Source organism: Halorarum sp. SLYT50 (genome assembly GCF_059821265.1).
The window spans coordinates 606,878-631,660 of the sequence record NZ_CM187555.1; the positions used below are offsets into that span (position 1 = coordinate 606,878).

Genomic DNA, 24,783 nt, shown 5'->3' on the forward strand with positions numbered 1-24,783 from the left:
CTCGTCTTCTCGGCCGTTCTCGTGGGTCGTCGAGACGTCTCCACGAACGCTCGCGGGCGACCCGCGTGCCACGTTCTCACGGCCCTCCCGTCGCCGGAAACGCGCCGTTTTTGACGGGTGAGACCGTGCGACCGGTAATGACAGGGACGGTGTCGGTCGCGGTGCCGCGCAAGGGCCGACCGCTGGAGGCCGCGCTCGAACGACTCGCCGCGGTCGCCGGCGAGGAGGCCGAGTCGCTCGCCGACGGCGTCGCCTCGACGCTGCGCTACGAGAAGGCGGTCACCAAGGGGCACCAGTCCGCCGACCGGGGCGTCTACGACCGCCTCGCCGCCTACAGCGACCCCGCGGGCGACGGCCCGGAGTACACGCTGGTCCGCGACGACCGGGAGGGGCACCCGCGGCGGGTCGTGTTCGACAGCGCCCGCCTCGACGTGTCCGGAACGACGGTCCGCCTCGTCGGTCGCGAGGAACCGTTCCGGGCGCTCCGCACCCACGAGTTCGCGCTCGGGTTCGACTCGGCGGACCTCGTCTTGGAGGAGGTGGTCCCGCTCGACCCGTCGGGCGTCTCGGACCTCGCCGACGTGAACGCCCGCATCGACCCGCGCGACACCGACGTGCGCGTGACGACCGGACTGGGCGACACGGTCAACCACACGCTGATGGCGCTCCCGGAGACCCTCCCCCCGGGCGCGTCGCTCGACCGCGAGTTCGTCGCCGGCTACGAGGGGCCGCTGTGCGTCTCGCCGCGCTACGAACGGCTGGTCGAGGCCGTCCTCGGGACGGACGCGCTCGAGGGCGTGGAGTTCGTCTACCCCGGCGACGGCGTCGAGGAGGAGGCCGCCATCGCGGAGGCGGGACTGGGCGTCTACCTCACCGTCACCGGGGGGACGGCCCGCGAGCACGGACTCGTCCTCGGGACGGACCTGTTCCCCAGCGAGACGGTCCTCATGGAGAACGAGGCGGAGGCGACCGCCGCCACGGACGCGCTCAAACGCGCGTTCGGTCGCGGCGTGGAGACGGCCATCCGGCCCGACTGACGTCGCCTCCACCGCCGGACCGCGTGCGTCTTAATATACTTCCCATACCTCGTGTGTGGATTACACTCTACGGTAGTGACGGAGGTATTACCACGTAGCTAGCGCGAAGCGTTATCAACCCGGACGGACGAGTAGTATTCACTCAGATCGATGAGCGAATCAGTACCGAATTCGAAACTACATGGACGTACAGTAAGTTCCGACGTGGAGGAGACGACTCCGCCGTCGGAGCCGACGCCGTCGTGGGCGTTCGTCGACGGGCGCGACCGGGAGGTCGACCTGACCGTCGTCGGGGGCACGGGGGGACTCGGGGAACTCGACGGTCTCGGACGGATGTACGACGAGTTCGACCGGTCTCACAGGGCACAGGGGCTTCCGCCGACCGGTCCGGACGACGTCCGCGAGTGGCTGAGCAGTCTCGACGCCGGACACCACCTCCTCGCGCGCCACGGCGATCGGGTGGTCGGACACGCCGCCCTGGTCCCCGACGAGTCGGGAGGGCACGAACTCGTGATATTCGTCCACCAGTCGTACCACGACGCGGGCATCGGGACGCGCCTCCTCCGGACGCTGCTGGCGTACGCCGAGACGGTCGGCGTCGTCCGCGTCTGGCTGACGGTCGAGCGCGACAACGACCCCGCGGTCGCCCTCTACCGGAAGGTGGGGTTCGAAACCGACGTCGAAGCCGAACCGGTGACGCCCACGCTGAAGATGCGCCTCGCGCTGGAGTGACCGTTCCACCGGTCGCTCCGAGTCGGACGCGTCTCGCGCGCGGCGGGAGCGCCGGGGGACGCCTCCGTTAGTCGACCCGGTTCGACCCTTCGTCCGCCGTCTGACTCGAACGCGCCTCCCGGACCGTGAGGCGCGCGATGCGAGCGTCCTCGACCGCCTCCACCTCGAAACGGTACCCCTCGCGCTCGACCCGGTCCCCGACCTCCGGCGCGCGACCGAGTTGGCTGAAGACGAAGCCGCCGATGGTCTCGTTCTCCGTCTCGAACGCCGTGTCGAGCGTGTCGTTCACCTCGTGGACGGGGACGCCCCCGTCGACGGTGTACGCCCCGTCCCCCCGAGCCTCGATGGACGGCGCCCGGGTCTCCGGGTCGAACTCGTCGCGGATGTCGCCGACGATCTCCTCGAGGACGTCCTCGATGGTCACGATACCCTCGAACACCCCCCACTCGTCGATCACGACGGCGAGTTGCCCCTGGCGCGTCTGGAACTCGGCGAGAATCTCGTCGACGCGCCGCGTCTCCGGGACGATGAGCACCTCGCGGGCGAGGTCGCTCGCGGTGAGCGCCGCCTCGGGTTCCGCCTCGGGTCCGGTCGCCCGGAGCACGTCCTTGACGTGGACGAATCCGAGCGGCTGCTCACCCTCGTCGTCGAGCACGAGATACCGCGTGTATGTCCCCGCGGCGGCGACCGACCGGAGTTCCTCGACCGGCATCGAGGCGGGGACCGTCTCCACGTCCGGGCGCGGAACCATTATCTCCCGGACGACCGTGTCGCCCAGGTCGAAGACGCTCTCTATCATCTCCACCTCGTCGAGGTCTATCTGGCCCGTCTCCTGTGACCGGGTGAGAATCATCCGTATCTCCTCTTCGGTGTGCGTCTCCTCCGTCTCGGAGGCCGGACGGACGCCGACCAGCCGGGTGAAGTAGTTGGCGGTGCCGTTGAACACGACGATGCCCGGCATGAACAGGTAGTAGAAGAACTTCATCGGTAGCGCGACGAGCAGCGAGATGCGCGCCGCCTCCTGGATGGCGAACGTCTTCGGTGCGAGTTCGCCGAACACGACGTGGAGGAACGTGATGAAGCCGAACCCGAGCGCGAACGCGACGAGGTGGACCGTCGGGGGCGGGAAGAACGAACCGAGGACTGGTTCGATGAGCGCCGCGACGGCCGGCTCGCCGATCCACCCCAGCCCGAGCGAGGAGAGCGTAATCCCGAGCTGACAGACCGCGAGGTAGTCGTCCAGACTCTCGACCGCCTCCCGGACGGTGGCGGCGCCGGACTTCCCCTGCTCGACGAGCGCGTTCACCTGCGTCGGCCGAATCCTGACGAGCGCGAACTCGGCGGCCACGAAGAAGCCGTTCATGAACACGAGAAAGAACGCCAGCAGTAGACCGCCGACGGAGAGGAGGTCTACCATCGCCCCTCGCGACGACGTCGGTGCGGATTCGTCGGCGGTCCCCCGCCCCACCGCTCCCGCCCGACTCGTCCGAGCGGGGAGCGGTGGTCGGGTCGGGAGACGTCCGGGTCGAGCATACGCCGCACTAGTCGGTCCCTTCACAAAACCGTGCCGAGAGACGGAGGTCCCCTCCAGCGAGCGACACGCCGCGGCGGTCGAGAGACACTCGCCGCGGTGGTGTACCCCCTCCGGTGTGAACACCGCCCCGTCGCCGCCGACCGACGAGCGCGCGTCGACCACCCCACGCCGACGAACTCCGGTTCCCTCCCTGTGGGTCCTGTCGAGAACTGCTGGCGAACGTCGACGAGGACCTGCGCGTCGTCGTTCCCGTGGACGACGACCACCCGGGCCGTCCGAGCCGTCGACCTGCTCCCGACCAGGCCCTGGTGGGACGCGCACGGTCCGTACCGACTCGTCGAGGTGACTAACTCGGTATAGCGGTATGGGATATACAAGTACGACAGCCGGCAGGAATCAGTCGCCAGTGAGAGGACGGATTTCGCCGGTCGTGCACCGACCAGTAGGCATTCGACCCGTCGGCCACAACTCGGCGCGTGCTCGAATCCACGTTCGGAACGGACGCGCCGGTCGTCGGCATGGTGCACCTGCCGCCGTTGCCGGGTTCTCCAGGCTACGAGGGCGCTCGCGCGGGGGTGCTCGACAGCGCCCGGCGCGACGCGCGAGCGCTCGATGCGGGCGGCGTGGACGCGGTACTGGTCGAGAACTTCGGCGACGCGCCGTTCTACCCCGACGACGTGCCCGACCACGTGGTCGCGTCGATGACGCGGGCGACCCGCGAGGTGGTCGAAGCGGTGGACGTCCCCGTCGGCGTGAACGTCCTGCGGAACGACGCCGAGGCGGCGCTGTCGGTGGCGGCCGCCGCCGGCGGGCGGTTCGTGCGCGTGAACGTCCACACCGGCGCTCGCGTCACCGACCAGGGACTCGTCGAGGGGCGGGCCCACCGGACGGTCCGCCTCCGCGAGCGACTGGACGCGGACGTCCGGCTACTCGCCGACCACGACGTGAAACACTCGGCCCCGCTCGCGTCGAGCGAATTCGCGGCGGAGTCGATGGTCGACGCGGTCGGGCGTGGCCACGCGGACGCCGTCGTCGTCAGCGGCGCTGGCACGGGTCGCGGCGTCGACGCGGCCGACCTGGAGGCGACGGTGGCGCGGCGCGACGAGTACGGACTCGACGTGCCGGTGTTCGTCGGGAGCGGCGTCACCGCCGAGACGGTCGGGGAGACGCTCGCGCTCGCCGACGGCGTCATCGTCGGAACGGCCCTCAAGGTCGACGGAGAAGTCGGAAACCCGGTGTCGGAGTCCCGCGTTCGTGCGGTCGTCGAAGCCGCTCGCGGGTGAATCGCGTCGAACCGGCGCGGGCGACGGTCGTCCACGCTCGAGTCCGTCACGCGGCGGGACCGAGCGTCGTCACTCGAGCATCGCCTCCAGCGTCGGTTCGTCGACGGCCTCTCGGAGGATCGCCCGCAGTACCCCCCGATACGCCGTGGAGGACGCCCGGACGACGTCGTGTATCGTCACGGCCGGTTGGAGGAGGTTCTCGGCGACGAGTCGGTCCCAGTCGACACTCGACCCGGTCTCCGAGCGGCGGTACCGTTCGATCTCGTCGACGGACTCCAGCCGCCGGATGCGGACCGGTTCGGCGCGGTCGGCGGCGAGCGACCGGTCGAGTACGTCCTCGTACGCCACTACCGTCCACCTCCGCGGCGGGTCTTCTCGGTGGAGGGGCGGGTCGCCGAACGGGGCGTGAACTTCATCCGACCGGTGTCGCCGGCGAACCGGGCGAAGTCACATAGTCGCATGTCTCGACTCCCGCTCGTCGTCGCCAGCAGATATAAGTACGTTCTCGGCTTTCATAAGTGAGATTTCGGTAATATATCGTCGTAAAATAAGGTGATACGGTAGATATTCGGTGTCCGTCGCACCCCTCCCGTCCGTCGACGGGGAAGCGGTGTGCGAGTAGGGTGTCCCGGGGGAGAGATGTCACTCCGACTCGCGTCTCGCCTGGTCGATGACGGCCTGTTTGACCCAGGCGCGGAACTCGCGGTCCGAGGGGAACGCGTCCGGGTCGAGGTCGGTGCTGTCGAACGCCTCGTCGACGGCGAGGAGCAGTCGCATGGCGTCCTTGATCGCTCGTGAACGGCCGCGTTCGTCCTTGAATCGCGAGTCGAACGCGTCGACCATCTCCACGTCGTCCTCGCCGACCCAGACGCCCGTCGTCCCGGTGGTGACTCCGTCCTCGCTCGTGGGCACGGGACGACCGTCGGACCCGAACCGTATCAAACCCGACCAGACACTCACGGACCGTGTGTGCGTCCGGCGACTCGTCGGTCTGCGAGAGACCGGACCGTCGTCGCCGCACGAAGACCCACCACGTTGGCCTTCGACGGAACTATCAACACCTCCACTCGAAACGAAGGTTCCTCGAGAGCGGTCTGAACCTGCAAGGACATTGGGTAATCGCCGTACAAAGAGGATGTAGATAATCCACGTAATCGCGTCTTAGTGAGTTAGGACAGGAATACGGGGATTGAAGTGGGGACGAGCCGACCCACGAGGCGTGAGTACTCCCGACACGGACCGCGTCGAGGTGCGGGTCAAACTCCCGGCGTACCAGAAGGAGACGTGGGTCGCGGACGCCGAGGACCTGGGGATGTCGCAGGCGGAGTTCGTCCGTACGATGGTGCAGGCCGGGCGCCACGACCTGGGGCTCGCGGCCGAGGAGAGCGGAGCCGAGTCCGACCCCGAGGAGTCCACTCCTCCCCCCTCTTCCCCCCGGAGTGACGTGCTCGAAGACCGGCTCCTCGGGGTTCTTCGACGGGGGGGTCCCCTGTCGTGGGACGCGCTCCTCGAGGCCGCCGCGGCGGAGTTCGAGGAGCGGGTCGACGAGACGGTGAACGAGTTGCAGGCGGCCGGCCGAATCCGCTACAGCGGGCGCGACGGCGGGTACGTGGTGACCGATGAGTAGCGCAGACGCCGCGGACCCGGACGACCCGGTGGGCTACTTCCTCCAGGACATGGAGTTCCACGGCAAGAGCGCCCGGACCCGCGGCGAGTACCGGCGCGTGCTCGACCGGTTCGAGGCGTTCCTCGGCGACGACCGGCACTCTCCCCGCGGAGAAGCGATTCCACCGGACGAGGCGTCCCACCGCGACTGCATGGCGTTCGTCCACCACCTCCGGCAGGACCCGGCGCTCGGCGACTCGACCGTGGCGGCGTACGCCTCCTACCTCCACCGGTTCTACGCGTACATGACGCAGGTCGGCGCGTTCGACGCGAACCCGATGGCGCTCGTGATGGAGGAACTCGACGAGCGTATCGACACCGACCCGACCCGCCGGGAGATTTCCGTCGAGCGGATGCGGGCGTTCGTGGCGCGCGTCCGGCACCCCCTGGAGCGGGCGCTGGTCGTCGCGCTGCTCAAGACCGGGATGCGGGTCGGCGAACTCTGCAACCTGGACCTGCGCGACCTCTCGCTGTCGCGCGGCGTGGACGGGTACGACCTCGGCACGCGCGCCCAACTCGACGGGCGGCCGGACTCGTTGTACGTCCCGTCGGAGCCGTCGGTCGGCGAGCGGTACAACGGCGAGGAGCGTACCGCCTCGAACAAGCGCAAGCGCGGGACCGTCGTCCCCGTCGACGACGAACTCGAACGCGTCCTCCTACGCTGGCTGGCCGTCCGTCCCGACTCCGTCTCGCCGGCCGACCCCCTGTTCGTCGGGACGGCGAGCGGGTGGGGTGAGCGACTCACGCCGGAACAGGTCCAGCGGGTCGTCCGCCGGCACGCCGAGGCGGTGGGCTGGCACGAGGCCGGCGCCGGGGCGTCCGAGAACGTCACGCCCCACTACTTCAGGCACTTCTTCACCACCCACCTGCGCGACCGGACCGGCGAGCGCGGCGTCGTGAAGTACCTCCGGGGCGACGTCGCGGACGACATCATCGACACCTACACCCACAACTGGGGCGACAACGTCCGCGAGACGTACGAGCGGCACGTCTATCGACTCCTGTAGCCGGACACCTCCCGACCCGTGACGGATGTGGTATTCGAGAACGAGTGACTATTTCGCGCTCGGGGGCAGACGGGTGAATCGTATCTCGCTATATCGAATCGTCGGAGTCAACTCGCACCGACAGGCGCCGCGAGCGCTCGAGACACGGAGGCTACGGAGCGGACATCTCCGCACGCCCCCGCGAGTGGGACTGACGGGGCGCCTCTGGCGCAGTCGGAACACGAGCAGCGCGAACGCGGCGACTGCGAGAACGACGAGGTGGTGGTCGTCCCGCCACCTCGAGTGGAACGCCGCGCGACCTGCCCCGTCTCGGGTACGTACTCGACGACGTCGACGGCTCTCTGTACCGTGCGCTCACACTGATGTGGCTCAGCGCCTGGGGACTCGCCTGCTCGCGCCGCCCGGTCGGTTCTGTGGACACGCGGATGATACCCGGAGCACGAGTTCCGACCGGCACGTCGTGCTGGGCGGACGACGCGTCGACGACCGAGAGCGAACCCGGGAGGAGCGTGTCGGGCACGCGAAGGAACAGCGTTTAACCTCTGCTCCCCGGTGGGGTGAGGTAGCATGGTCGATGTCGCGACGCTGGCCCGGCTGGGAGCCGGACTGGCGCTTCTGTTCGGCAACGGGTACTTCGTCACTATCGAGTTCGCGATGACTCGCGTTCGCCAGTTCTCCGAGAGCGAGTTTCAGGGGTCCCGCGGACTCGAACGGGCGTGGGAGATGACCGAGCGCCTCGAGGTGTTCCTCTCGGGGTGTCAGCTCGGAATCACCATCTGTAGCGTCGGTCTCGGGGTGGTCGCCGAGCCTGCGCTCGCGGCCGTCATCAACCCCGTCATCTCCGCGCTCGGACTGGGCGGCGTGCTCGGGGGCGGGAGCGGCGGGCACACCGCGCTCGCCGCCATCACCGCGCTCGCCATCATCAACCTCCTCCACCTCACCATCGGCGAGCAGGCGCCGACGTACCTCGGAATCGAGCGCTCGAAACAGGTGGCGAAGTTCGGCGCGCCCATCCTCTACTGGTGGACGCGTATCTTCTCGCCGGTCATCCGGCTGGCCGACTGGCTGGCGAAGGCCATCCTCTCGCTGTTCGGCGTCGAGATGACCCGGTCGTGGGCCGAAGAGGAAGCGGAGGAGGGTGCGGGCGAACGAGCCCAGACGCGTGGGGAACTCATCAGTCGGATGGGTGGCGCGCTGGCGGACATCGACATGTCCGACGAGCGGCGCGAAGAGATAATCAACGCCGTCGCCATCGACCACATCCACGCGTCGGACATCATGGTCGACCGCGAGGAGGTGACCACGCTCTCGACCGAGCGGTCTTACGAGGAGAACCTCGACACCATCCGAACGCACCCCTACACCCGGTTCCCGCTGGTCGGCGAGAGCGTCGACGACGTCGTGGGGGTCGTCTACCTCCCGGCGTTCGTGCAGGCACAGGACGCGCTCGAACGGGGCGAGCGCGGACTCGCGGACATCGCCTCGGAGCCGCTGACCGTCCCGCCGGACATCCCGGTCAGCGACCTCATCGACGAGTTCCAGGAGGCCGAACAGGAACTGGCGTTCGTCGTTGACGGGGACCGGACGGTCGGAGTGATAACCGCGACGGACGCGTTCGAGGAGATCGCCGGCGAACTCGAAGACCCGCTCGACGACGAGTGAGGCTCGGACGTCCCGCCCGGCGGGCGGCGAGGGGACTCGGCGGCCGCCCTCGCCTCGCGGCCGGTAGGGGAGCCTCGCACGTCGACGGGTGTCAGGCCCGGTGCGCGCCGGGAAGCGCGGGAAGTTACGACTCGCGGGGGACCGTGAACACCGGAACCGGAGCGGAGCGGACCGTCTTCTCGGCGACGCTCCCGAGCAGGACCCGGTCGACGCCGCGCCGACCGGTCGTACCCATGACGGCCGCGTCGACGCCGTACCGTTCGACTGCGTCGAGTATCTCTTCGGCCGGGCGCCCGTGTTCGACGTGTCCTTCGGCGTCGACGCCGCGGTCGGCCGCCTCCGCGACCAGGCCCTCGACCGCCTCGCTGGCGGCCCGTTCGAGTCCCGTGCCGGACAGCGTCGAGCGAACGTCCGGTCCGAGCGAGGCGTCGTCGAAGACCGAGAGCACGTCGACGGCCGCACCGAGCGGCCCCGCGAGCGCGAAGGCGTGCTCGGCGGCGTGCGTCGCCGCGACGCTCCCGTCGGTCGGGACGAGGAGGCGCTCGTACGGGAACGTCCAGCTATCGGTCGACTCCATCCGACCGGTGAGTACGGGCACCGTCGACAGCCGGACCACCTTCTCGGTGACGCTGCCGAGGAGGTAGCGCGAGAGCCCCGTCCGGCCGCGGGTCGGCATCGCGACGAGGTCGTGGTCGTACCGCTCCGCGTAGTCGACGATGGTGGGCGCGGGCGCACCCTGCACCACGTCGGTGCCGTACGTCACGCCCAGCGAGTCGAGCGTCTCCGCCGCCGCGTCGACGACGGCGTCCCCGCGCCGTTCGAGCGCGTCGACCACGTCGCTCTCGACGACGGTGACGCTGTCGTGGGTGGTGTCCGCGACGAACAGCAGTCGGACGGACGCGTCCGCCCAGTGCGCGAGTTCGCCGACGTGGTGGAGCAGTTCCGTCGCCCCCTCGCTGCCGTCGACGGGGAGGAGGATGTTCTCGTACATGGCTGACGGGAGCGAGTAGGGGCGAACGTGCTTAAGCGGTTTCCCGTTCGGCGGCGGGGGGAGGCGCGCGCCGTTCGACGGCTCCGCCTCAGGCGTCCACCGGTTCGACGAGCGACGGGTCGTCGTTCGCCGGCGAGTTCACGCGCGTCGACACGGGGTACGCCCGGAACTGGTCGTCCTCGTACGGGTCGAGGAGCGCGTCGTTCGAGAGGTCGCCCGAGAGCCAGTCCGCCTCGGCGTCGGGGCGGAGGACGACCGCCATCCGGTGGTGGAGCGGGGAGACGACGGCGTTCGGTTCGGTCGTGAGTATCGTGAACGACTCGACGGTCTCGGCGTCGCCGCCGCCCCCGCCGGCGCCGAACTCCCCGAGTCCGGACTGCCGGCCCGGCGGCGTCCACCGCTCGTACAGCCCCGCCATGGCGAACGGCCGGTCGTCCGTGAACGCGACGCGGTACGGCTGTTTCCCGCTCCCGGCGTCGCCGGACTCGCCCCCCTCCTCGTCCCCGGTCTCCGGTCGCGTCTCGCTCCACTCGTAGAAGCCGTCGGCCGGGACGAGACACCGGCGGGACTCGTACGCGTCCGCGAACGAGCGCTTCTCGTCGACGGTCTCGACGCGGGCGTTGATGAGGTCGAACGGCTCGTCCGCCCACGACGGGGTCAGCCCCCACGTCATCCGTCGCATCTCGTCTGGGTCGTCGCCGGCGACGACCGGGAGCGCCTGTCCCGGCGCGCAGTTGTACCGCGGGCCGTAGTCGGCCGGCGCGGCCGCGTCGAAGCGTTCCTCGAGCGTCGACCGGGGGGTGAACAGGGAGTACCGGCCACACATACCCTCCAGTCGGGTCGGAGCGGGCATAACGGTACCGCGCGCACGGGCAGGGAGCGAGCGCCGACCGAACGCTTAACCCGGCGACGCGCCGAGGTACGTCGAGACACGGGTGACCCGCCGCCCGGCGGTGAGGGTCGGCGGTCGCCCGGGGAGCCACAGAGTGCGCATTCGGAACAGTTTCATCCCAGTGGAGGGCGTGGGCGAGCGGACCGAGCGGCGGATGTGGGAGAACGGCATCGGCGAGTGGGGCGAGTTCCGACAGGACCGCGCCCCGGGCGTCGGCGCGACGACCGCCGGCCGCATCGAGTCGTTCATCGACGAGGCGACCGAGCGGCTGGACGACCGGGACGCGGCGTACTTCGACGCCGCGTTCCCGAGCGGCGAGCGGTGGCGGCTCTACGAGGACTTTCGCGACGGCGCGTGCTTCTTCGACATCGAGACCACGGGGCTCTCGCACGACCGCGACCGGGTGACGACGGTGTCGTTCCACTGCGACGGCGAGACGGAGACGCTCGTGCGCGGACGCGACCTCACGGGCGAGGCGGTCCGCGAGCAGTTCGACGCGGCGGACCTGCTCGTCACGTTCAACGGGGCGCGCTTCGACGTGCCGTTCCTCGAAACCTCCCTCGGACTGGACGTGACGACGCCCCACCTCGACCTCATGTACCCCTGCCGGCGACTCGACCTGACGGGCGGGCTGAAGCCCATCGAGCGCGAGGTGGGTCTCGCCCGCGACGGGCCGGACCTGACCGGCCGCGACGCGGTTCGCCTCTGGCACCAGTACGAGGCGGGCGACGAGGGCGCACTCGACACGCTGGTCTCGTACAACCGCGACGACGCCGCCAACCTCCGGACGCTCGCCGACGAGGTGACCGGGCGGCTCCACCGCGCGACCCTTCCCGACCCCGACTTCGGCTTCGACACGGAGGCGGACGGGTCGCCGTCCGCGGAGCCGTAGTCGCAGGCGCTACCCTTTTCCCGGCGGGCAGTACGCGTAGTGTATGCCCGACGACACGGGGACGGCCGACGAGGGTGAGGGTGGCGACGCCGTCGAGGCGACCGACAACGGACGGGACACGGTCCCGGAGATAGAACTGGGGCTGTACCAGGTCTCGGTGCGCGTGAAGGGTCGGGCCGACGACGACCTGGCGACCGTCGAGGAGACGGCGACCCGGCTCATCGACCACCTCGTCGAACGGGCGGAGACGCTGGAGGAGGCGCCCGACGACCGCGGGCTGGGCTGAACCGAGGGACCGACGGGTCGAGCGCCCGTGTTCCGGAGCGACGAGGGCGGCGGCGGCGATTACAGTACGTCACCGATGCGTCGGGGCTCCCCCGAGAACGACGGTTCCTCCTCGATTATCTGCAACACCTCGTGGTCGGTCACGTCGACGTACTGCTTGTCCGTCGCGTCCTCGATGAGCGTCTTCTCCAGTCTGAACTCGGTGCCCTGGTACTCCACGTCGACGCCGGTCTCGTCGAAAGCGAGTGCGGTCATATCGGTCGGTAGCCGGTGCGGACGTAAAAGCGCGCAGTTCCGCGCCGCGCGGACCGTCGACGGCCGTGACGGTGACGGCCGAGACCGAAAGGCGCTTTTCGCGGCGCTCTCGAAGGGAGCGTATGCTATCCGTCGCGCTCGCGGGCAAGCCGAACGCGGGCAAATCTACCTTCTACAAGGCGGCGACGATGGCCGACGTGGACGTCGGCAACTACCCGTTCACCACCATCGACCCGAACCGGGGCGTGACGCACGTCCGCACGCGGTGTCCCTGCCTCGACCGCGAGGAGCGGTGCGGCGACGAGAACTGCCGCGGCGGCAAGCGGTACGTCCCGGTCGAACTGCTCGACGTCGCCGGACTCGTCCCCGGCGCGCACGAGGGGAGGGGGCTGGGTAACCAGTTCCTCGACGCACTCACGAACGCCGACGTCATCCTCCAGGTGGTCGACGCGGCGGGCGCGACGAACGCCGAGGGCGACCCGGTCGAGGTCGGCGAGTACGACCCGGTCGAGGAGGTGGACTTCGTCGAGGAGGAGATGGACCAGTGGCTCGCGGGTATCGTCGACCGCAACTGGGAGTCGGTCCAGCGCAAGTCGCGCTCGCCCGACTTCGACATCGACGAGGCGCTGACCGACCTGCTCACGGGGTTCGGCGCGACCGAGTACGACGTGACCGCGACGCTCCGGGAACTGGAGTACCCCGAGGACCCCATCCAGTGGACGGACGACCACCGAGAGGCCCTCGCTCGCGACGTGCGCGCGCGGACGAAACCCATCGTCCTCGTCGCCAACAAGGCCGACATCGCGCCCGAGGGGAACGTCGAACGCCTGCGCGAGACCGACAAACCCGTGATTCCCGCGACGGCCGACGGCGAACTCGCGCTCCGGAAGGCCGCGGAGGCGGGCGTCGTCCGCTACGACCCGGGCGACCCCGACTTCGAGGTCACGGGCGAGGTGAGCGGCGCACAGCGGCAGGGTCTGGAGAAGATACGCGACGTGATGGAGCGCTTCGATGGCACGGGCGTCCAGCAGTCGCTGAACGAGGCGGTGTACGGCCTGCTCGGGATGGTGACCGCCTACCCCGTCCAGAACGAGACCCGGTGGACCGACGCGCAGGGGAACGTCCTCCCCGACGCGTTCCTGCTCCCGGCGGGGAGTACTCCCCGCGACCTGGCGTACGCCGTCCACTCCGACATCGGCGACGGCTACCTCCACGCTGTCGACGCGCGCGCCGACCGCCGCATCGGCGAGGACACGGAACTGGAGGAGGGCGACGTCGTCAAGGTCGTCAGCACCGCGAACTGAGCGGCCGAGACCGCCGCCTCGGGGGAGGTGCCCGAACCGCTACTCGTCCGCGAGCGCACCGGCCAGTCGGTCGACCTCCGCCTCGGTGTTGAACGCGTGGACCGACGCCCGGACCGCCGCCGGGTCGGGGATGTGCCGCAGAATCAGCCCCCGGTCGCGGAGTCGCTCGACGGTGGCCTCCGGGTCGTCGACGTCGACGGTCACCAGCCCCGACTCCGGGTCGGCGGGGCTGAGCAGTCGCCCTTCGGGCACCTGGTCGGCCAGCCGCGCGGAGAGCGTCAGGACCCGGTCGCGGACCGCGTCGAGACCCACCTCCTCCAGCAGGTCGATGGCGGCGCAGAGCCCGACCGACGGCGCGAGCGAGTCGGTCCCCCGCTCGAACCGGCACGCGCCGGGCGCGAGTTCGTACTCGGTGGCGCTCGCGTCCGCGACGCTCCGGTAGGTCACCTGCGCGGGGTGGAGTCGCTCGGCCGCGTCGGCGTCGACGTACAGCGTGCCCGCGCCCCACGGGCCGAGCAGCCACTTGTGACCCGACGCGGCGACGGCGTCCGCGCCCCACGCGGGGAAGTCGACCGGTTCCTGCCCGGGGGCCTGCACCGCGTCCACGAGGACGAACGCGCCGGCGTCGTGCGCGACGTCGGTCAGTTCCTCCACCGGCAGGTGCGTGCCGTAGTTCCACGAGAGCGAGGAGAAACACGCAAGCTTCGCGCCGTCGACGGCGTCCGCGAACGCGTCGACGTCGATTCGCCCGCGTTCCGTCTCCACCACGCGCACCTCGACGCCGCGGCGGCGCGCGAGTCTGTCGAACGGGAGCGTCCCCGCGGGGTGTTCGAGGTCCGTCCGGACCACCGCGTCGCCAGCCTCCCAGTCGAGGGCGGCGGCGACGGCGCTCACGCCGTCGGCGGTGCTCTCGGTCAGCGCGAGTTCGTCCGCCTCGGCCCCGAGGTGGCCCGCGACGTGCTCGCGACACTCCTCGTACTTCTCGAAGCTGACCGGGTAGGGGTTCTCCTCGGCGAGCACGTCCACCTTCTGGTGCCGTTCCCAGTCGGCCGCCGCCTCCAGCACCGGTTCGGGCGACGGGCCGGTCGCGCCGGTGTTGAAGTAGGCGGCGCGGTCGCAGACCGGGATGGTCGCCCGGAGGTCCTCGGGGGTCACCGCCGCACCTCCGCGGCCGCCTCGGCGATGACGTCGAGCGCCGCACGCAGGTCGTCCTCGTCGGTGGCGTACGAGATGCGTGCGTAGCCCGCCCCCCGCTCGCCGAACGCCTCGCCCGGGACGAGGACGACGCCCCGCTCGATGCACGCGTCGACGAACCCGTCGGGCACCTCGGGCATCGCGTAGAACGCCCCCTGCGGGGTCAGGCAGTCGAGGCCGGCGTCCGCGAGGCCGTCGAGGACGATGTCGCGCCGGCGCTCGAAGGAGTCGCGCATCTCGCCGACCACGTCCTGTGGGCCGGAGAGGGCGGCCTCGGCGGCGTACTGCGCGGGCGCGGAGGCGCACGCCTGAGCGTACTGGTGGACGCGGAGCATGCGCTCGATTCGGTCGGTCGCGCCGGTCACCCAGCCGAGCCGCCACCCCGTCATCGAGTACGTCTTCGAGCAGGCGTTGACGACCACCACGTTCCCGCGTTCGTCCTCGATGGGCGAGCGGTGCTCGCCGTCGAAGACGAACTGCTCGTACACCTCGTCGGAGACGCAGAGCACGTCGTGTTCGCGGGCGATGCGGGCGAACGCGCGCACGTCGTCGGGCGAGGCGACAGCGCCCGTCGGGTTGGCGGGCGAGTTGACGACGAACGCCGCGGTGTCGTCGGTGATGCGCTCCTCGACGGCCGCGGGGTCGAGCGTCAGGTCCTCGCGGAGCGGGACCGGGACGGGTTCGCCGCCCGCGAGTTTGGTCAGCGCGTCGTAGGAGACGAACCCCGGGTCCGGGACGAGCACCTCCTCGCCCGCGTCGACGTGGGCTTCCAGCGCCAGGTGGAGCGCCTCGCTCCCGCCGGCGGTGGCGATGACGTCGCCGGGGTCGACCGCGACCCCCTGGTCGCGGTCGTGTTTGGCCGCGATGGCCTCTCGGAGGTCGCGCGTCCCCTTGTTGGACGTGTAGCCGTCGGTCAGGCCCGCCTCGATGGCGTCGACGGCCGCCTCCTTCGCGTGCGCCGGCGTCGGGAAGTCGGGTTGGCCGAGGCCGAGGTTGATGGCGTCCGCGCCGGCGGCCTCGAACACCTCGCGGATGCCGCTGATGGAGATGCGCTCCACCCGGTCGGAGAAGTCGGTCATGTGCTACTCGGAGGCACCGACCCCGATAGTCGTTTCCACTCCGGAGACGGGGGAACGGACGCACCGACGAGACCCGGGCCGCATCACTCCTCGGCGGTCGTCTCGTACTCCGCGCGGAGGTCCTCGACGTGCGCCGTGAGCAGCGACACCGCGTCGTCGGCGTCCATGTACCCCTGCGCGTACTCCGAGAGCACGTCCTCGGCGTCCGCGAGGAAGTTCGCCACCGCCTCGTCCGGGGTCGTCGGGTCGTCCACGTCGCTCGGGTCGTCACTCATGGGTCGTGGTTCGGTGGCCGGACACCTGGGTGTTGCGTCCGGCGGCAGTCGCCGGCTCATCCTCGCCGCTCGCTCCCGCACCCGGAGGGACTAAGCGCCCGAGACGCCCACCGACGGACGTGACGGTCACGCTCCGGTTCGCGGACGGTGCGGTGGTCCTCGACGCGGACGAGGACCGGGGGACGCACCCGGACGCGCTCGCGGACCTGCCCGGCGTCGAGTCGGACGCCCGGACGGGGTCGCTGCGCGCGCCGGCCCACCGCTACCGCGAGGTCCGCGACGCGCTCGACGCGCGGGGCATCGCGGTCACCGACCGCGTCGCGCCCGCCGCGACGCTCGACCTCTCGCTCCGGTACGACCTCCGCGCGTACCAGCGCGAGGCGCTCGACGCGTGGCGCGCGAACGACGACCGGGGCGTCGTGGAACTGCCGACCGGGAGCGGGAAGACGGTGCTCGCGCTCGCGGCGGTGGCGGCGCTCGGCGTCCCGACGCTCGTCGTCGTGCCGACGGTCGACCTCCTGGAGCAGTGGCGGCGCGAACTCGACGCCGAGTTCGGCGTTCCCGTGGGACAGTTCGGCGGCGGCGAACAGCGCGCGGAGGCGGTGACGGTGGCGACGTACGACTCGGCGTACCTCCGCGCGGACGACGTCGGCGGCGACTTCGGGCTACTGGTCTTCGACGAGGTCCACCACCTCGGCGGCGAGGGGTACCGCGACATCGCCCGCCTGTTCGCCGCGCCCGCCCGACTCGGGCTGACGGCGACGTTCGAGCGGCCGGACGGCGCGCACGAGACCGTCGCCGGGTTGGTGGGGCCGGTGGTGTACGAGCGGGACGCGTCGGACCTGGCGGGCGAGCACCTCGCGGAGTACGAGGTCCGCCGGGTGGAGGTCGACCTGACCGACGCGGAGCGAGAGCGCTACGAGGCGGCGCAGGGCACGTTCGTCGACTACGTCCGCGAGGCGGGCATCACGTTCCGGTCGGGGGCGGACTACCAGCAGTTGGTGAAGCGGTCGGGGAACGACCCGCGCGCCCGGGAGGCGCTGCTCGCCAAGCAGCGCGCGCGCGAAGTGATGATGAACGCCGACGCGAAACTCGACGAGTTGGCGCGCGTCCTCCACCGACACCGCGGCGAGCGAATCATCGTCTTCACCGCCCACACCGACCTCGTCTACCGCATCTCCGAGCGGTTCCTGATTCCCGCCATCACGAACGAGACGGGTGCGGAGGAGCGCCGCGAGGTACTGCGGAAGTTCCGCGCGGGCGAGTACACCCGCGTCGTCTCCGCGAACGTCCTCGACGAGGGGGTGGACGTGCCGGACGCGAGCGTCGGGGTCGTCATCTCCGGCAGCGGGTCCGAGCGGGAGTTCACCCAGCGCCTGGGTCGGGTGCTCCGTCCGGGGTCCGACGGCGGGAAGCGAGCCGTGTTGTACGAACTGGTGACGAACGAGACGGCGGAAGAGCGGGTGGCCGACCGGCGGCGGTGACAGTCGACAGGAGCAGCGTGGGCACCGCGAGCGAGAGACGCGTGCCCGCGTCAGCCGACCGGCTGGAGGAACATGACGTTCACCCGCCCCACGGCGTCGAAATCGCGGAGCTGATACACCAGTTCCCGAATCCGGTCGGCCTGCCCGGTACAGAAGACGGTCTCCAGACACCAGTCCCCGTGGTGCAGGTGGTGGGTCGTCCGGATGATTCGCTCGAACTCGTGCTGGACGGTGTGGAGTTCCCCGATGACGAGCGTGTGTTCGTAGTCGAACGCGACGGCCGCGACCGCCTCCCCCTCCACCTCCTCCAGTTTGGTGTGTCGCTCGATGTACTCCTGCATCGCCTCGCGCACGGCACGCGAGCGCGACTCCATTCCCTCGGCCGTCCACGTCTCGTCGAACGAGTCCAGTACCTCCTGCGGGATGTTGAGGCTTGTTCGCACACGCGCCCGTGAGTCACAGTGGTACTTAGGCCCCGGTATTACGGGCGAGTCCGGTCACGACAACCCCCAATCCGACCGATTGCCTCCGTTCGACACGATGCTCTACACCGAAGCGTTCGCCTGTTGGTCGGTGCCGTGTTACTCGGAGCGGTCCACGGAATCGAGCCAGGTCACGGCCGGCCGGTCGCTGCCGCGGACGCGCTCACCGTTATCGTCGGCATCATCACGCTGACGATGCTGCTGACGGCGGCTACCACAGCTCCGAGGATCGAGCGAAGAATACACGCCGTACCTACCGCGTTCTCGGCGGCCGTGCTCGTCATCAGGGGGTTCGGGTTCATCACCGGGGTGTTCTGAACGCGGTCGGACGGGTACGCTCCCCGGGCGTCGCCGCGTCCGGGTGTCGGGGGACGGAGCGGGGTCCGGGGACGGCGGCCGCGTCGGTCACTCGACCGACACGGAGATGGAGCCGTCGCTCGCGAAGTCGGCGTACGCGAGGTCGGTCTCCAGTGTCACCTCGGTGCGCTCGCTGGGGGCGACCGTCACCTCCCGGTCGACGGTCGTCTCCGTGTCGCCGGCGCGCACCTCGGCGACGACGACGCCGGTCTGCTCGGCGCCCGAGCGGTTCTCTACCGTGACGCTGACGTGCACGTTCCCCGACTCCGACTCCACTTCGGTGAAGTCCGTGATGACCAGCGAGTCGTCCCCGCTCGGCTGGACGGACCGCGGCGGGGTCCGGGGACCCGACGGACTGACGGGGTCCGTACAGCCCGCGCTCGCACTCAGCCCGCCGACTCCGAAGAGACCGGCGAGCCGCGTCAGTAGTCCCCGGCGGTTCATACGCGCGAATCCGTCGCCCCCGGTATGAGCCTTGTCCATTCCGCCGGCGCTGGCGGACCCGACCCGGCCGCGTCGACCGCCGGGCGCCCCGAGCGGGCGCGAATCGCTTTTGTCTCCGCCGCCCGACTCGCGGACGTGCTCCGGAAGGACCTCCTGCGCGTCTCGCGGCGCGGCGGCGCGTACCGCCCGCGGTTCGTCGTCGGCGACGACGACGCCCGGACGCTGGCGGCGCGCGTCCTCGGCGTCTACCAGGGTCACGTCGGCGAGCGGCGCGGCGACCTGGACGCGGCGCTGGAGTCGCTGGAGCGCGACGCGGACGACTACAAACTCGTCCGGGGATTCGCGGCGCTGCTGGAGCGGGAGGCGGGGTTCGAGACGCACGCGCCGCTCCCCCCGCGACGCGCCCGACGCGCCGCGTTCGACGCCGCGGAAGTCGACGGCGTCGCCGACGACGGGGGACGGACCGCGGCGTTGGCGCGGGCCGCGGACGAACTGGGCGCCGACCCGGACGCGGTGGAGGCGTCGCTGTACGCCGACCGGGAGGAGAACGAGGTGCTCGCGTCGTTCGACCCGCGGTGGGACCCCGACGCGCTGTGTACGCAGTACGACCTCTCGCTGGCTCAGACCGCGCTGTTCGACGCGACCGAGGTCAGGGTGCGGTCGTCGGACCCGAAGGCGCTCGTGAGCGCCGTGAAGCGACTGGGGCTGCTGTACGAGATACGCGAGGCGGACGGCGAGAGCGGAACCGGGAGCGGGCCGACGGGCGGCCTGCCGACGCGGGAGGTGGTCGTCACCGGCCCGGACGCGCTGTTCCGGCGGAGCCGCCGGTACGGCACCGCGTTCGCGCGCCTGCTCCGGAGCGTCGCGGGCACCGCAGCGGACTGGGAGCTGACGGCCGCGATAGACGACCGGGGGCGCGAGCGGGAGCTCCGTCTCTCGGATTCGGACGTCCGGGTGCCGGGCGTCGAACCGCTCGCGGAACCGGCGTTCGACTCGGGCGTCGAGGCGGAGTTCGCCGCCCGGTTCCGCGCGCTCGGACTGGACTGGGACCTCGTGCGTGAGCCGGAACCCCTGCGAGTGGGGACGAGCGTCATGATTCCCGACTTCGCGTTCGCGTACCGCCACGCCGACTTCCGGGTGTTCTTCGAGGTGATGGGGTTCTGGACGCCCGCGTACGTCGAGAAGAAACTCGCGCAACTCGACGGCGTCGAGGACGTGGAACTGATCGTCGCCGTCGACGAGTCGCTGGGCGTCGGCGAGGAGGTCGCCGCGCGCGACCACCGCGCGATTCCCTACTCGGGGACGGTCCGCGTCAAGGACGTGGTGGACGTCCTCCGGGAGTACGAGACGGAACTCGAGGCGGAGGTGACGGCCGACCTCCCGGCGGAACTGACGCCCGACGCCGACGTGGTCGCGGTCGCCGACCTCGCGGACGAGTACCGCGTCCCCGCCGACGCGCTCGACGACGTGACGTTTCCCGAGCATCGACGGGTCGGGGGGACGCTCGTGCGGCCAGCGGTGCTGTCGGCGCTCCGTGACGACCTCGAACCCGGGATGACGTACGCCGACGCGGAGGAGATACTCGCGGACCGCGGCGTCGCAGACGCGAGTGCGGCGCTGTCGGCGCTCGGCTACCGGGTCGCGTGGGAGGGGCTGGGCGGCGGGACGATACGCGAGAAGGAGGGGAGCGGGACGGGCGAGAGCGACCGCGAGTCTGCGTAGCCGTCAGTCACGGTCGGCGGGGAGTTCGGAGAGGTCGGGGAGGTCCTCCTGGTACCCCTTCGGGACGACCGACCGGAGTTCGTCGTAGAGGTACAGCCCCACTCCGATGGGTTCGAGGTCGCCCGCGAGCCGGTGAGCGGCGACGAGGTAGCCCCAGTCGCCGTCCCACTCGGGCAGGTCCTGGTCGTGGCCCGCGGCGAACGCGACGGCCCGTTTCGGCGAGAGTTCGACGACGTTCTTCGTCGCCAGCCGTCCCCAGCGCTGGACGGCGGTGGTCGTCGGCTTCCAGTGTTCCTGCCGCGTCCGGAGGACGGTCATCCCTACCCCCTCGACGTCGACGGGCGAGGGGACGTCGCCGGCGAACGCCCAGAGTTTGCCCGACCCCTTCTCCCAGAAGGTGTGGTCGTCGAACGTCTCCGGCGGGACGCCGAACCGCTCGTCCCACCAGTCGAGCACCTCCGCGCGCGTCGCCCGACCCGGGACTCGCCGCTCGTCTTCCGTCGCGGGCAGGCGGTCGAAGCGCCCGCCGTCGTTCTCGGGGGCGTCCCCCTCGTCCTCGACCGTCCCGGTCACGCCGCCACCTCCCCGCCGACGCGGAGTTTCGCGAGGAAGAATCCGCCGGTGTCGTTCAGGTGGGGGTACACCCGACTGGCGTTCCGGACCTGCGGGTCGTACGTCTCGCCGTCCCACTCTGTCACGCCCGGCCGGGCGTCGAGCGGGCAGTCCCACTCGACGACCCGGCAGTCCTCCTCGTCGAGGACGTGGTCGAGGACCGCCTCGTTCTCCTCGGGCGCGAACGTGCACGTCGAGTAGACGACGGTGCCGCCGGGACGCGTCGCCTGGACCGCCCGCCGGAGGATTCCCTTCTGGACGCCCGCGACCTGGTGGACGTGGTCGAGCGTCCACTTCTCCAGGGCGTCCGGGTTCTTCCGGACCGTCCCCTCACACGAGCAGGGAGCGTCCACGAGCGCCGCGTCGAACGCCTCGAACCCCAGGTGCGCGAGCGAGTAGTTGCGCGCGTCCTGGTGGTCGACGACGAGGTTCGTGACGCCCAGTCGCTCGGCGTTGTGCCGGAGCGCGGAGATGCGCCCGAGGCTGGTGTCGTTGCCGACGAGCGTCCCCCGGTCGTCCATGAGCGCGGCGAGTTGGGTTGTCTTGCTCCCCGGGGCGGCGCAGGCGTCCCACACGCGCTCACCGGGTGCGGGGTCGAGTGCGAGCGCCGGGAGCACCGACACCTCCTCCTGCCCGTGGACCCAGCCGTGGGCGTACGGCCACGTCGTCCCGGGCGAGCGGTCGGCCAACCGGAAGACCCCGTCGTGCCAGCCGGCGCGCTCGTAGTCGGTCCCCTCCGCGTCGAACGCCGCGGCGACCCGCTCGGCGTCGCCCTTGATGGCGCTGACCCGGACCACCGACGGGAGCGGTCGCTCGCAGGCGGCGCGGAACGCCGCCTCGTCGTCGACGAGCGGCGCGTAGCGGTCGAGTGGGTTCACGCGCCCGCTTCGCGGCAGGCGCGCTTGTCGGTTTCGGAGTCGACGGGGCGGCGATCACGACCCGGTCTACCGGGAGAGTCGTCCGATGGGCTGGACGTTCTGGGACTCGACGGTGGCTTCTCGGTCAGAGTGGTGTAAAATAGCCAAAAGCTTATTACGACTAATTACGATTCTACTATATGACCATGTACGGACGTCTGATTACCATCGGCGTCCTCGCAGTCGTCGGTGCTCTCACGTGGCTCGGTCTCGAAGACATCCCGCTCACGCCGGCGCACCGGCCGAAACCCTCCCCGACGGCGCGGGTCAGACTCATCGACGAGCGGCGGCGTCTCGCCCGGGACTCGCCTCGCGACGGCGTCCCGTCCGAGGAGCCGCCGTCCGCGGGTTTACGGTGACCGCCCGCGTGGGGACGTCATGGCACGCATCGACGTGAAGGCGGACGTGGCGCTGGAGGAACCCGTTCTCGTCGAGGGGTTTCCCGGGGCCGGGCTGGTTGGGAAAATCGCGGCCGACCACCTCGTCGAGACGTTCGAGATGAGTCACTACGCGGACGTCCACTGCGGGAGCCTGCCTCCAGCGGCCGCGTACACCGAGGGCGACAGCACGCTCAGGACGCCGGTCAGGCTGTACGCCGCCGCGGACCACGACCTGCTCGTCCTCCAGTCGGACGTCCCCGTCGCACCCGCGGCCGCGGAGGAGTTCGCGGAGTGCGTCGCGGACTGGTTCCGCGAGGAGTCGGTCACGCCGCTGTACCTCGCCGGGCTGAAGCGCGAGGGACCGACCGACGAGGAGGTTCCGGTCCGGGTCCGCGGGGTCGCGACGGGCGAGGGTGCGGCGGTGCTCGACCGCGTCGGCATCGGCCCGCCGGACGACGCGGGACTCATCTCCGGGCCGACCGGCGCGCTGTTGAACCACGCGCTGGACACCGACCTCACGGCGGTCGGGCTGGTCGTCGACTGCGACCCGCAGTTCCCGGACCCGACGGCCGCGAAGGCGGTCCTCGAGGACGGCGTCGCTCCCATCGCCGACGTCGACGTCCCGACGACGGAACTCGACGAGAGCGCCTCGCAGATACAGCGCGCGAAAGAACAGCTCGCACAGCAGATACGGGAACAGGAGGAGAAGTCCTCGAAGGCGCAGTCTGTCCGGATGTACCAGTAGCCGGGACGGGCTCCGACCCCGGTTCCGCGCGACCGGGGGGCGGCGCCGGTCGATTCTGCAACCCTTATTTCCGCCGAACGACTTCGTCCGAGCATGAGTGACGAGGCCGGAGTCGAGTCCGAAGACACCGAGTCCGAGGACGGCGAACCGCCAGCCGCGGACGAGACCGAGTCGGCGCTGGCCGCCCGCGTCGCGGAGTACGACGAGGAACTCGCCGCCGAGGTCGCCGAGACCGAAGAGCGCGCCGCGGAGGCGGAAGCGCGCGTCGAGGACCTGGAGTCGTCCCTGACGCGCGCGAAGGCGGACTTCCAGAACTACAAGAAGCGGACGGAGAAGCGCCGCGAGCAGGAGAAGAAACGCGCGACCGAGGACCTCGTCGCCCGGCTGACGGAGGTGCGCGACAACCTCGTCCGCGCGCTCGAACAGGACGAGAGCGCGGACATCCGCCCCGGCGTCGAGTCGACGCTGGAGACGTTCGACCGCGTGCTCGAAGCGGAGAACGTCGCCCCCATCGAACCGGACCCCGGGGAGGCGGTCGATCCCGAGCGCCACGAGGTGATGATGCGCGTCGACAGCGACCGGCCCGAGGGGACCGTCGCGGACGTGTACAAGCCGGGGTACGAGATGGCCGACAGGGTCATCGAGGCGGCGCAGGTGACGGTCAGCGACGGGAGCGCCGGGGACGAAGACGAGACGGACGACGAGGAGTGACCGGGTGCGCGTCCACGTCCGCGGGGACGGCGACCGGGACCTGCTGTTCGCGCTCGGGTGGGGGAACCGACCGGGGCACACCACGGTCGACTGGCTCCTCGGAGCGTTGGCCGACGCCGGGTGGACCGTCCACGCCGCCGTCGTCCCGGAGAACGGGACCGACTTCGAACGCGACTACACCGAGCCGTTGACCCGCGTCCGCGACGGCGTCGACCCCGACGCGTGCGCCGGTCACAGCCTCGGCGGGCTGGCGCTGGCGCACGTCCCCGGCGACGACCCGCGGGTGTACTCGGCGCCGTTCTGGGGCGTCGAGAGCGACGGGCTGACGACGATTCTCCTCCCCCTGGTCTCGCGGCTCCCGGTGGCCGAGCGGGTGGTGCCGCTGACGCGGGACCGCTCGATGATAGGCGACCTCCGCCCACCGACCGAGGACGCCGCGGCCGACCGGGGGCTCTCGCCCGCGTGGCTCGGCGCGGTCCGGGAGGGACAGGCGACCCTGCCGCCGTTCCGCGCGGGGAGCGCGGTCCACTGCTCGCTGCGTGACCGCGTAGTGAGTACGCGGGCCATCGGCGAGCGCGCGCCGGCCGACCGGGTCAGGCTGTACGAGGGCGCTCACGAGTTCTTCTCCTCGTCGGGACGCGAGGCCGTCCTCGACCGGTTCCTCGCGGACCTCGACCACGCCGCCCGCGAGGCGTGAACGTGCGACGGCTGGCGGCGCACTCGACCGACGTCCGTCCGCAACGTCGGACGCGTCGTCCGACGTCGCGGCACCGCCCGCGAACCGGCCGTCCCGCGGTTCGTGATAAGTATTCTCACTCGTCTCGCTCCGCTCCGTCGTAACC

General features: G+C 70.8%; 29 protein-coding genes. 16 read left to right on the top strand and 13 right to left on the bottom strand.

What is annotated here, in order from left to right; translation table 11 throughout:
* Positions 1-137: 137 nt before the first annotated feature.
* Both AC6RUA_RS03180 and AC6RUA_RS03185 read left to right on the top strand, forming a co-directional pair.
* Positions 138-1,037, top strand: a complete 900-nt coding sequence (locus tag AC6RUA_RS03180; protein ID WP_499814495.1) for a phosphoribosyltransferase HisG-related protein — start codon at positions 138-140, stop codon at positions 1,035-1,037.
* Between the two features lie 204 nt (positions 1,038-1,241).
* Positions 1,242-1,769 (top strand): GNAT family N-acetyltransferase, encoded by a 528-nt coding sequence (locus tag AC6RUA_RS03185; RefSeq protein ID WP_499814496.1) that lies wholly within the window; start codon positions 1,242-1,244, stop codon positions 1,767-1,769.
* Between the two features lie 67 nt (positions 1,770-1,836).
* On the opposite strand, the gene AC6RUA_RS03190 is transcribed toward AC6RUA_RS03185, so the two are convergent.
* Positions 1,837-3,186 carry a hemolysin family protein gene (locus AC6RUA_RS03190; RefSeq protein WP_499814497.1) on the bottom strand — a complete coding sequence of 450 codons (1,350 nt, stop codon included), beginning with the start codon at positions 3,184-3,186 and terminating at the stop codon, positions 1,837-1,839.
* Between the two features lie 635 nt (positions 3,187-3,821).
* On the opposite strand from AC6RUA_RS03190, the gene AC6RUA_RS03195 reads away from it, so the two are divergent.
* On the top strand, positions 3,822-4,586 hold the full coding sequence (locus AC6RUA_RS03195) for a BtpA/SgcQ family protein (protein WP_499815388.1): 765 nt from the start codon (positions 3,822-3,824) through the stop codon (positions 4,584-4,586).
* Positions 4,587-4,655: 69 nt separating this feature from the next.
* Here AC6RUA_RS03195 and AC6RUA_RS03200 read toward each other — a convergent pair whose 3' ends face one another.
* Positions 4,656-4,934 (bottom strand): hypothetical protein, encoded by a 279-nt coding sequence (locus AC6RUA_RS03200; protein WP_499814498.1) that lies wholly within the window; start codon positions 4,932-4,934, stop codon positions 4,656-4,658.
* Positions 4,935-5,228: 294 nt separating this feature from the next.
* On the bottom strand, positions 5,229-5,498 hold the full coding sequence (locus AC6RUA_RS03205) for a hypothetical protein (protein ID WP_499814499.1): 270 nt from the start codon (positions 5,496-5,498) through the stop codon (positions 5,229-5,231).
* 307 nt (positions 5,499-5,805) lie between these two features.
* On the opposite strand from AC6RUA_RS03205, the gene AC6RUA_RS03210 reads away from it, so the two are divergent.
* The 3 genes from AC6RUA_RS03210 (at position 5,806) to AC6RUA_RS03220 (ending at position 8,920) form a co-directional block, all read left to right on the top strand.
* Positions 5,806-6,213 carry a DUF5805 domain-containing protein gene (locus tag AC6RUA_RS03210; protein ID WP_499814500.1) on the top strand — a complete coding sequence of 136 codons (408 nt, stop codon included), beginning with the start codon at positions 5,806-5,808 and terminating at the stop codon, positions 6,211-6,213.
* Positions 6,206-7,258, top strand: a complete 1,053-nt coding sequence (locus AC6RUA_RS03215) for a tyrosine-type recombinase/integrase (RefSeq protein ID WP_499814501.1) — start codon at positions 6,206-6,208, stop codon at positions 7,256-7,258. Before AC6RUA_RS03210 ends, AC6RUA_RS03215 begins: the two co-directional genes overlap by 8 nt.
* Before the next feature lie 567 nt (positions 7,259-7,825).
* Entirely contained in the window at positions 7,826-8,920 is a 1,095-nt protein-coding gene (locus tag AC6RUA_RS03220) for a CNNM domain-containing protein (protein ID WP_499814502.1), read from the top strand.
* 124 nt (positions 8,921-9,044) lie between these two features.
* On the opposite strand, the gene AC6RUA_RS03225 is transcribed toward AC6RUA_RS03220, so the two are convergent.
* Positions 9,045-9,911: a universal stress protein gene (locus AC6RUA_RS03225; protein WP_499814503.1), complete on the bottom strand. Its 867-nt coding sequence runs from the start codon at positions 9,909-9,911 to the stop codon at positions 9,045-9,047.
* Between the two features lie 88 nt (positions 9,912-9,999).
* On the bottom strand, positions 10,000-10,737 hold the full coding sequence (locus tag AC6RUA_RS03230) for an SOS response-associated peptidase (RefSeq protein ID WP_499814504.1): 738 nt from the start codon (positions 10,735-10,737) through the stop codon (positions 10,000-10,002).
* A gap of 160 nt (positions 10,738-10,897) precedes the next feature.
* Between AC6RUA_RS03230 and AC6RUA_RS03235 the strand changes: the two genes are divergently transcribed.
* Both AC6RUA_RS03235 and AC6RUA_RS03240 read left to right on the top strand, forming a co-directional pair.
* Positions 10,898-11,695 carry a ribonuclease H-like domain-containing protein gene (locus tag AC6RUA_RS03235; protein ID WP_499814505.1) on the top strand — a complete coding sequence of 266 codons (798 nt, stop codon included), beginning with the start codon at positions 10,898-10,900 and terminating at the stop codon, positions 11,693-11,695.
* Positions 11,696-11,738: 43 nt separating this feature from the next.
* Complete coding sequence (locus tag AC6RUA_RS03240; RefSeq protein ID WP_499814506.1) at positions 11,739-11,981, top strand: DUF8002 family protein; 243 nt, start codon at positions 11,739-11,741, stop codon at positions 11,979-11,981.
* 59 nt (positions 11,982-12,040) lie between these two features.
* Here AC6RUA_RS03240 and AC6RUA_RS03245 read toward each other — a convergent pair whose 3' ends face one another.
* Entirely contained in the window at positions 12,041-12,235 is a 195-nt protein-coding gene (locus AC6RUA_RS03245) for a DUF5800 family protein (protein WP_499814507.1), read from the bottom strand.
* Positions 12,236-12,357: 122 nt separating this feature from the next.
* Here AC6RUA_RS03245 and AC6RUA_RS03250 point away from each other — a divergent pair, with 122 nt between their 5' ends.
* Positions 12,358-13,539 (top strand): redox-regulated ATPase YchF, encoded by a 1,182-nt coding sequence (locus AC6RUA_RS03250; protein ID WP_499814508.1) that lies wholly within the window; start codon positions 12,358-12,360, stop codon positions 13,537-13,539.
* A 39-nt stretch (positions 13,540-13,578) separates the two neighbouring features.
* Here AC6RUA_RS03250 and AC6RUA_RS03255 read toward each other — a convergent pair whose 3' ends face one another.
* The 3 genes from AC6RUA_RS03255 to AC6RUA_RS03265 all read right to left on the bottom strand — a co-directional run bounded on the left by AC6RUA_RS03255 (position 13,579) and on the right by AC6RUA_RS03265 (position 16,087).
* Positions 13,579-14,694, bottom strand: a complete 1,116-nt coding sequence (locus tag AC6RUA_RS03255) for an aminotransferase class V-fold PLP-dependent enzyme (protein ID WP_499814509.1) — start codon at positions 14,692-14,694, stop codon at positions 13,579-13,581.
* Positions 14,691-15,812 (bottom strand): pyridoxal phosphate-dependent aminotransferase, encoded by a 1,122-nt coding sequence (locus tag AC6RUA_RS03260; protein ID WP_499814510.1) that lies wholly within the window; start codon positions 15,810-15,812, stop codon positions 14,691-14,693. The genes AC6RUA_RS03255 and AC6RUA_RS03260 overlap by 4 nt, the downstream gene beginning before the upstream one ends.
* Before the next feature lie 83 nt (positions 15,813-15,895).
* Positions 15,896-16,087 (bottom strand): hypothetical protein, encoded by a 192-nt coding sequence (locus tag AC6RUA_RS03265; protein ID WP_499814511.1) that lies wholly within the window; start codon positions 16,085-16,087, stop codon positions 15,896-15,898.
* A 119-nt stretch (positions 16,088-16,206) separates the two neighbouring features.
* Here AC6RUA_RS03265 and AC6RUA_RS03270 point away from each other — a divergent pair, with 119 nt between their 5' ends.
* Positions 16,207-17,571: a DEAD/DEAH box helicase family protein gene (locus AC6RUA_RS03270; RefSeq protein WP_499814512.1), complete on the top strand. Its 1,365-nt coding sequence runs from the start codon at positions 16,207-16,209 to the stop codon at positions 17,569-17,571.
* A gap of 50 nt (positions 17,572-17,621) precedes the next feature.
* Here the strand turns inward: AC6RUA_RS03270 and AC6RUA_RS03275 are convergent, their stop codons facing one another.
* A complete protein-coding gene (locus tag AC6RUA_RS03275) occupies positions 17,622-18,014 on the bottom strand; it encodes a CopG family ribbon-helix-helix protein (RefSeq protein ID WP_499814513.1) in 393 nt (130 codons plus the stop codon).
* A 135-nt stretch (positions 18,015-18,149) separates the two neighbouring features.
* On the opposite strand from AC6RUA_RS03275, the gene AC6RUA_RS03280 reads away from it, so the two are divergent.
* Positions 18,150-18,371 (top strand): hypothetical protein, encoded by a 222-nt coding sequence (locus tag AC6RUA_RS03280; protein WP_499814514.1) that lies wholly within the window; start codon positions 18,150-18,152, stop codon positions 18,369-18,371.
* Positions 18,372-18,458: 87 nt separating this feature from the next.
* Here AC6RUA_RS03280 and AC6RUA_RS03285 read toward each other — a convergent pair whose 3' ends face one another.
* Positions 18,459-18,854 (bottom strand): hypothetical protein, encoded by a 396-nt coding sequence (locus AC6RUA_RS03285; RefSeq protein WP_499814515.1) that lies wholly within the window; start codon positions 18,852-18,854, stop codon positions 18,459-18,461.
* A gap of 135 nt (positions 18,855-18,989) precedes the next feature.
* On the opposite strand from AC6RUA_RS03285, the gene AC6RUA_RS03290 reads away from it, so the two are divergent.
* Entirely contained in the window at positions 18,990-20,576 is a 1,587-nt protein-coding gene (locus AC6RUA_RS03290) for a DUF790 family protein (RefSeq protein ID WP_499815389.1), read from the top strand.
* Between the two features lie 3 nt (positions 20,577-20,579).
* On the opposite strand, the gene AC6RUA_RS03295 is transcribed toward AC6RUA_RS03290, so the two are convergent.
* Positions 20,580-21,149: a DUF7122 family protein gene (locus AC6RUA_RS03295; protein ID WP_499814516.1), complete on the bottom strand. Its 570-nt coding sequence runs from the start codon at positions 21,147-21,149 to the stop codon at positions 20,580-20,582.
* Complete coding sequence (locus AC6RUA_RS03300; RefSeq protein WP_499814517.1) at positions 21,146-22,066, bottom strand: RsmB/NOP family class I SAM-dependent RNA methyltransferase; 921 nt, start codon at positions 22,064-22,066, stop codon at positions 21,146-21,148. The genes AC6RUA_RS03295 and AC6RUA_RS03300 overlap by 4 nt, the downstream gene beginning before the upstream one ends.
* Positions 22,067-22,245: 179 nt before the next feature.
* Here AC6RUA_RS03300 and AC6RUA_RS03305 point away from each other — a divergent pair, with 179 nt between their 5' ends.
* From AC6RUA_RS03305 to AC6RUA_RS03320, 4 genes are all read left to right on the top strand, one after another.
* Entirely contained in the window at positions 22,246-22,464 is a 219-nt protein-coding gene (locus AC6RUA_RS03305) for a hypothetical protein (RefSeq protein ID WP_499814518.1), read from the top strand.
* Positions 22,465-22,483: 19 nt separating this feature from the next.
* The gene (locus AC6RUA_RS03310) at positions 22,484-23,230 is read left to right on the top strand and encodes a proteasome assembly chaperone family protein (protein ID WP_499814519.1); all 747 of its coding nucleotides are present in this window, start codon (positions 22,484-22,486) and stop codon (positions 23,228-23,230) included.
* 93 nt (positions 23,231-23,323) lie between these two features.
* Positions 23,324-23,941: a nucleotide exchange factor GrpE gene (locus AC6RUA_RS03315; protein ID WP_499814520.1), complete on the top strand. Its 618-nt coding sequence runs from the start codon at positions 23,324-23,326 to the stop codon at positions 23,939-23,941.
* A 4-nt stretch (positions 23,942-23,945) separates the two neighbouring features.
* Positions 23,946-24,638 (top strand): hypothetical protein, encoded by a 693-nt coding sequence (locus tag AC6RUA_RS03320; RefSeq protein ID WP_499814521.1) that lies wholly within the window; start codon positions 23,946-23,948, stop codon positions 24,636-24,638.
* Positions 24,639-24,783: the final 145 nt, after the last annotated feature.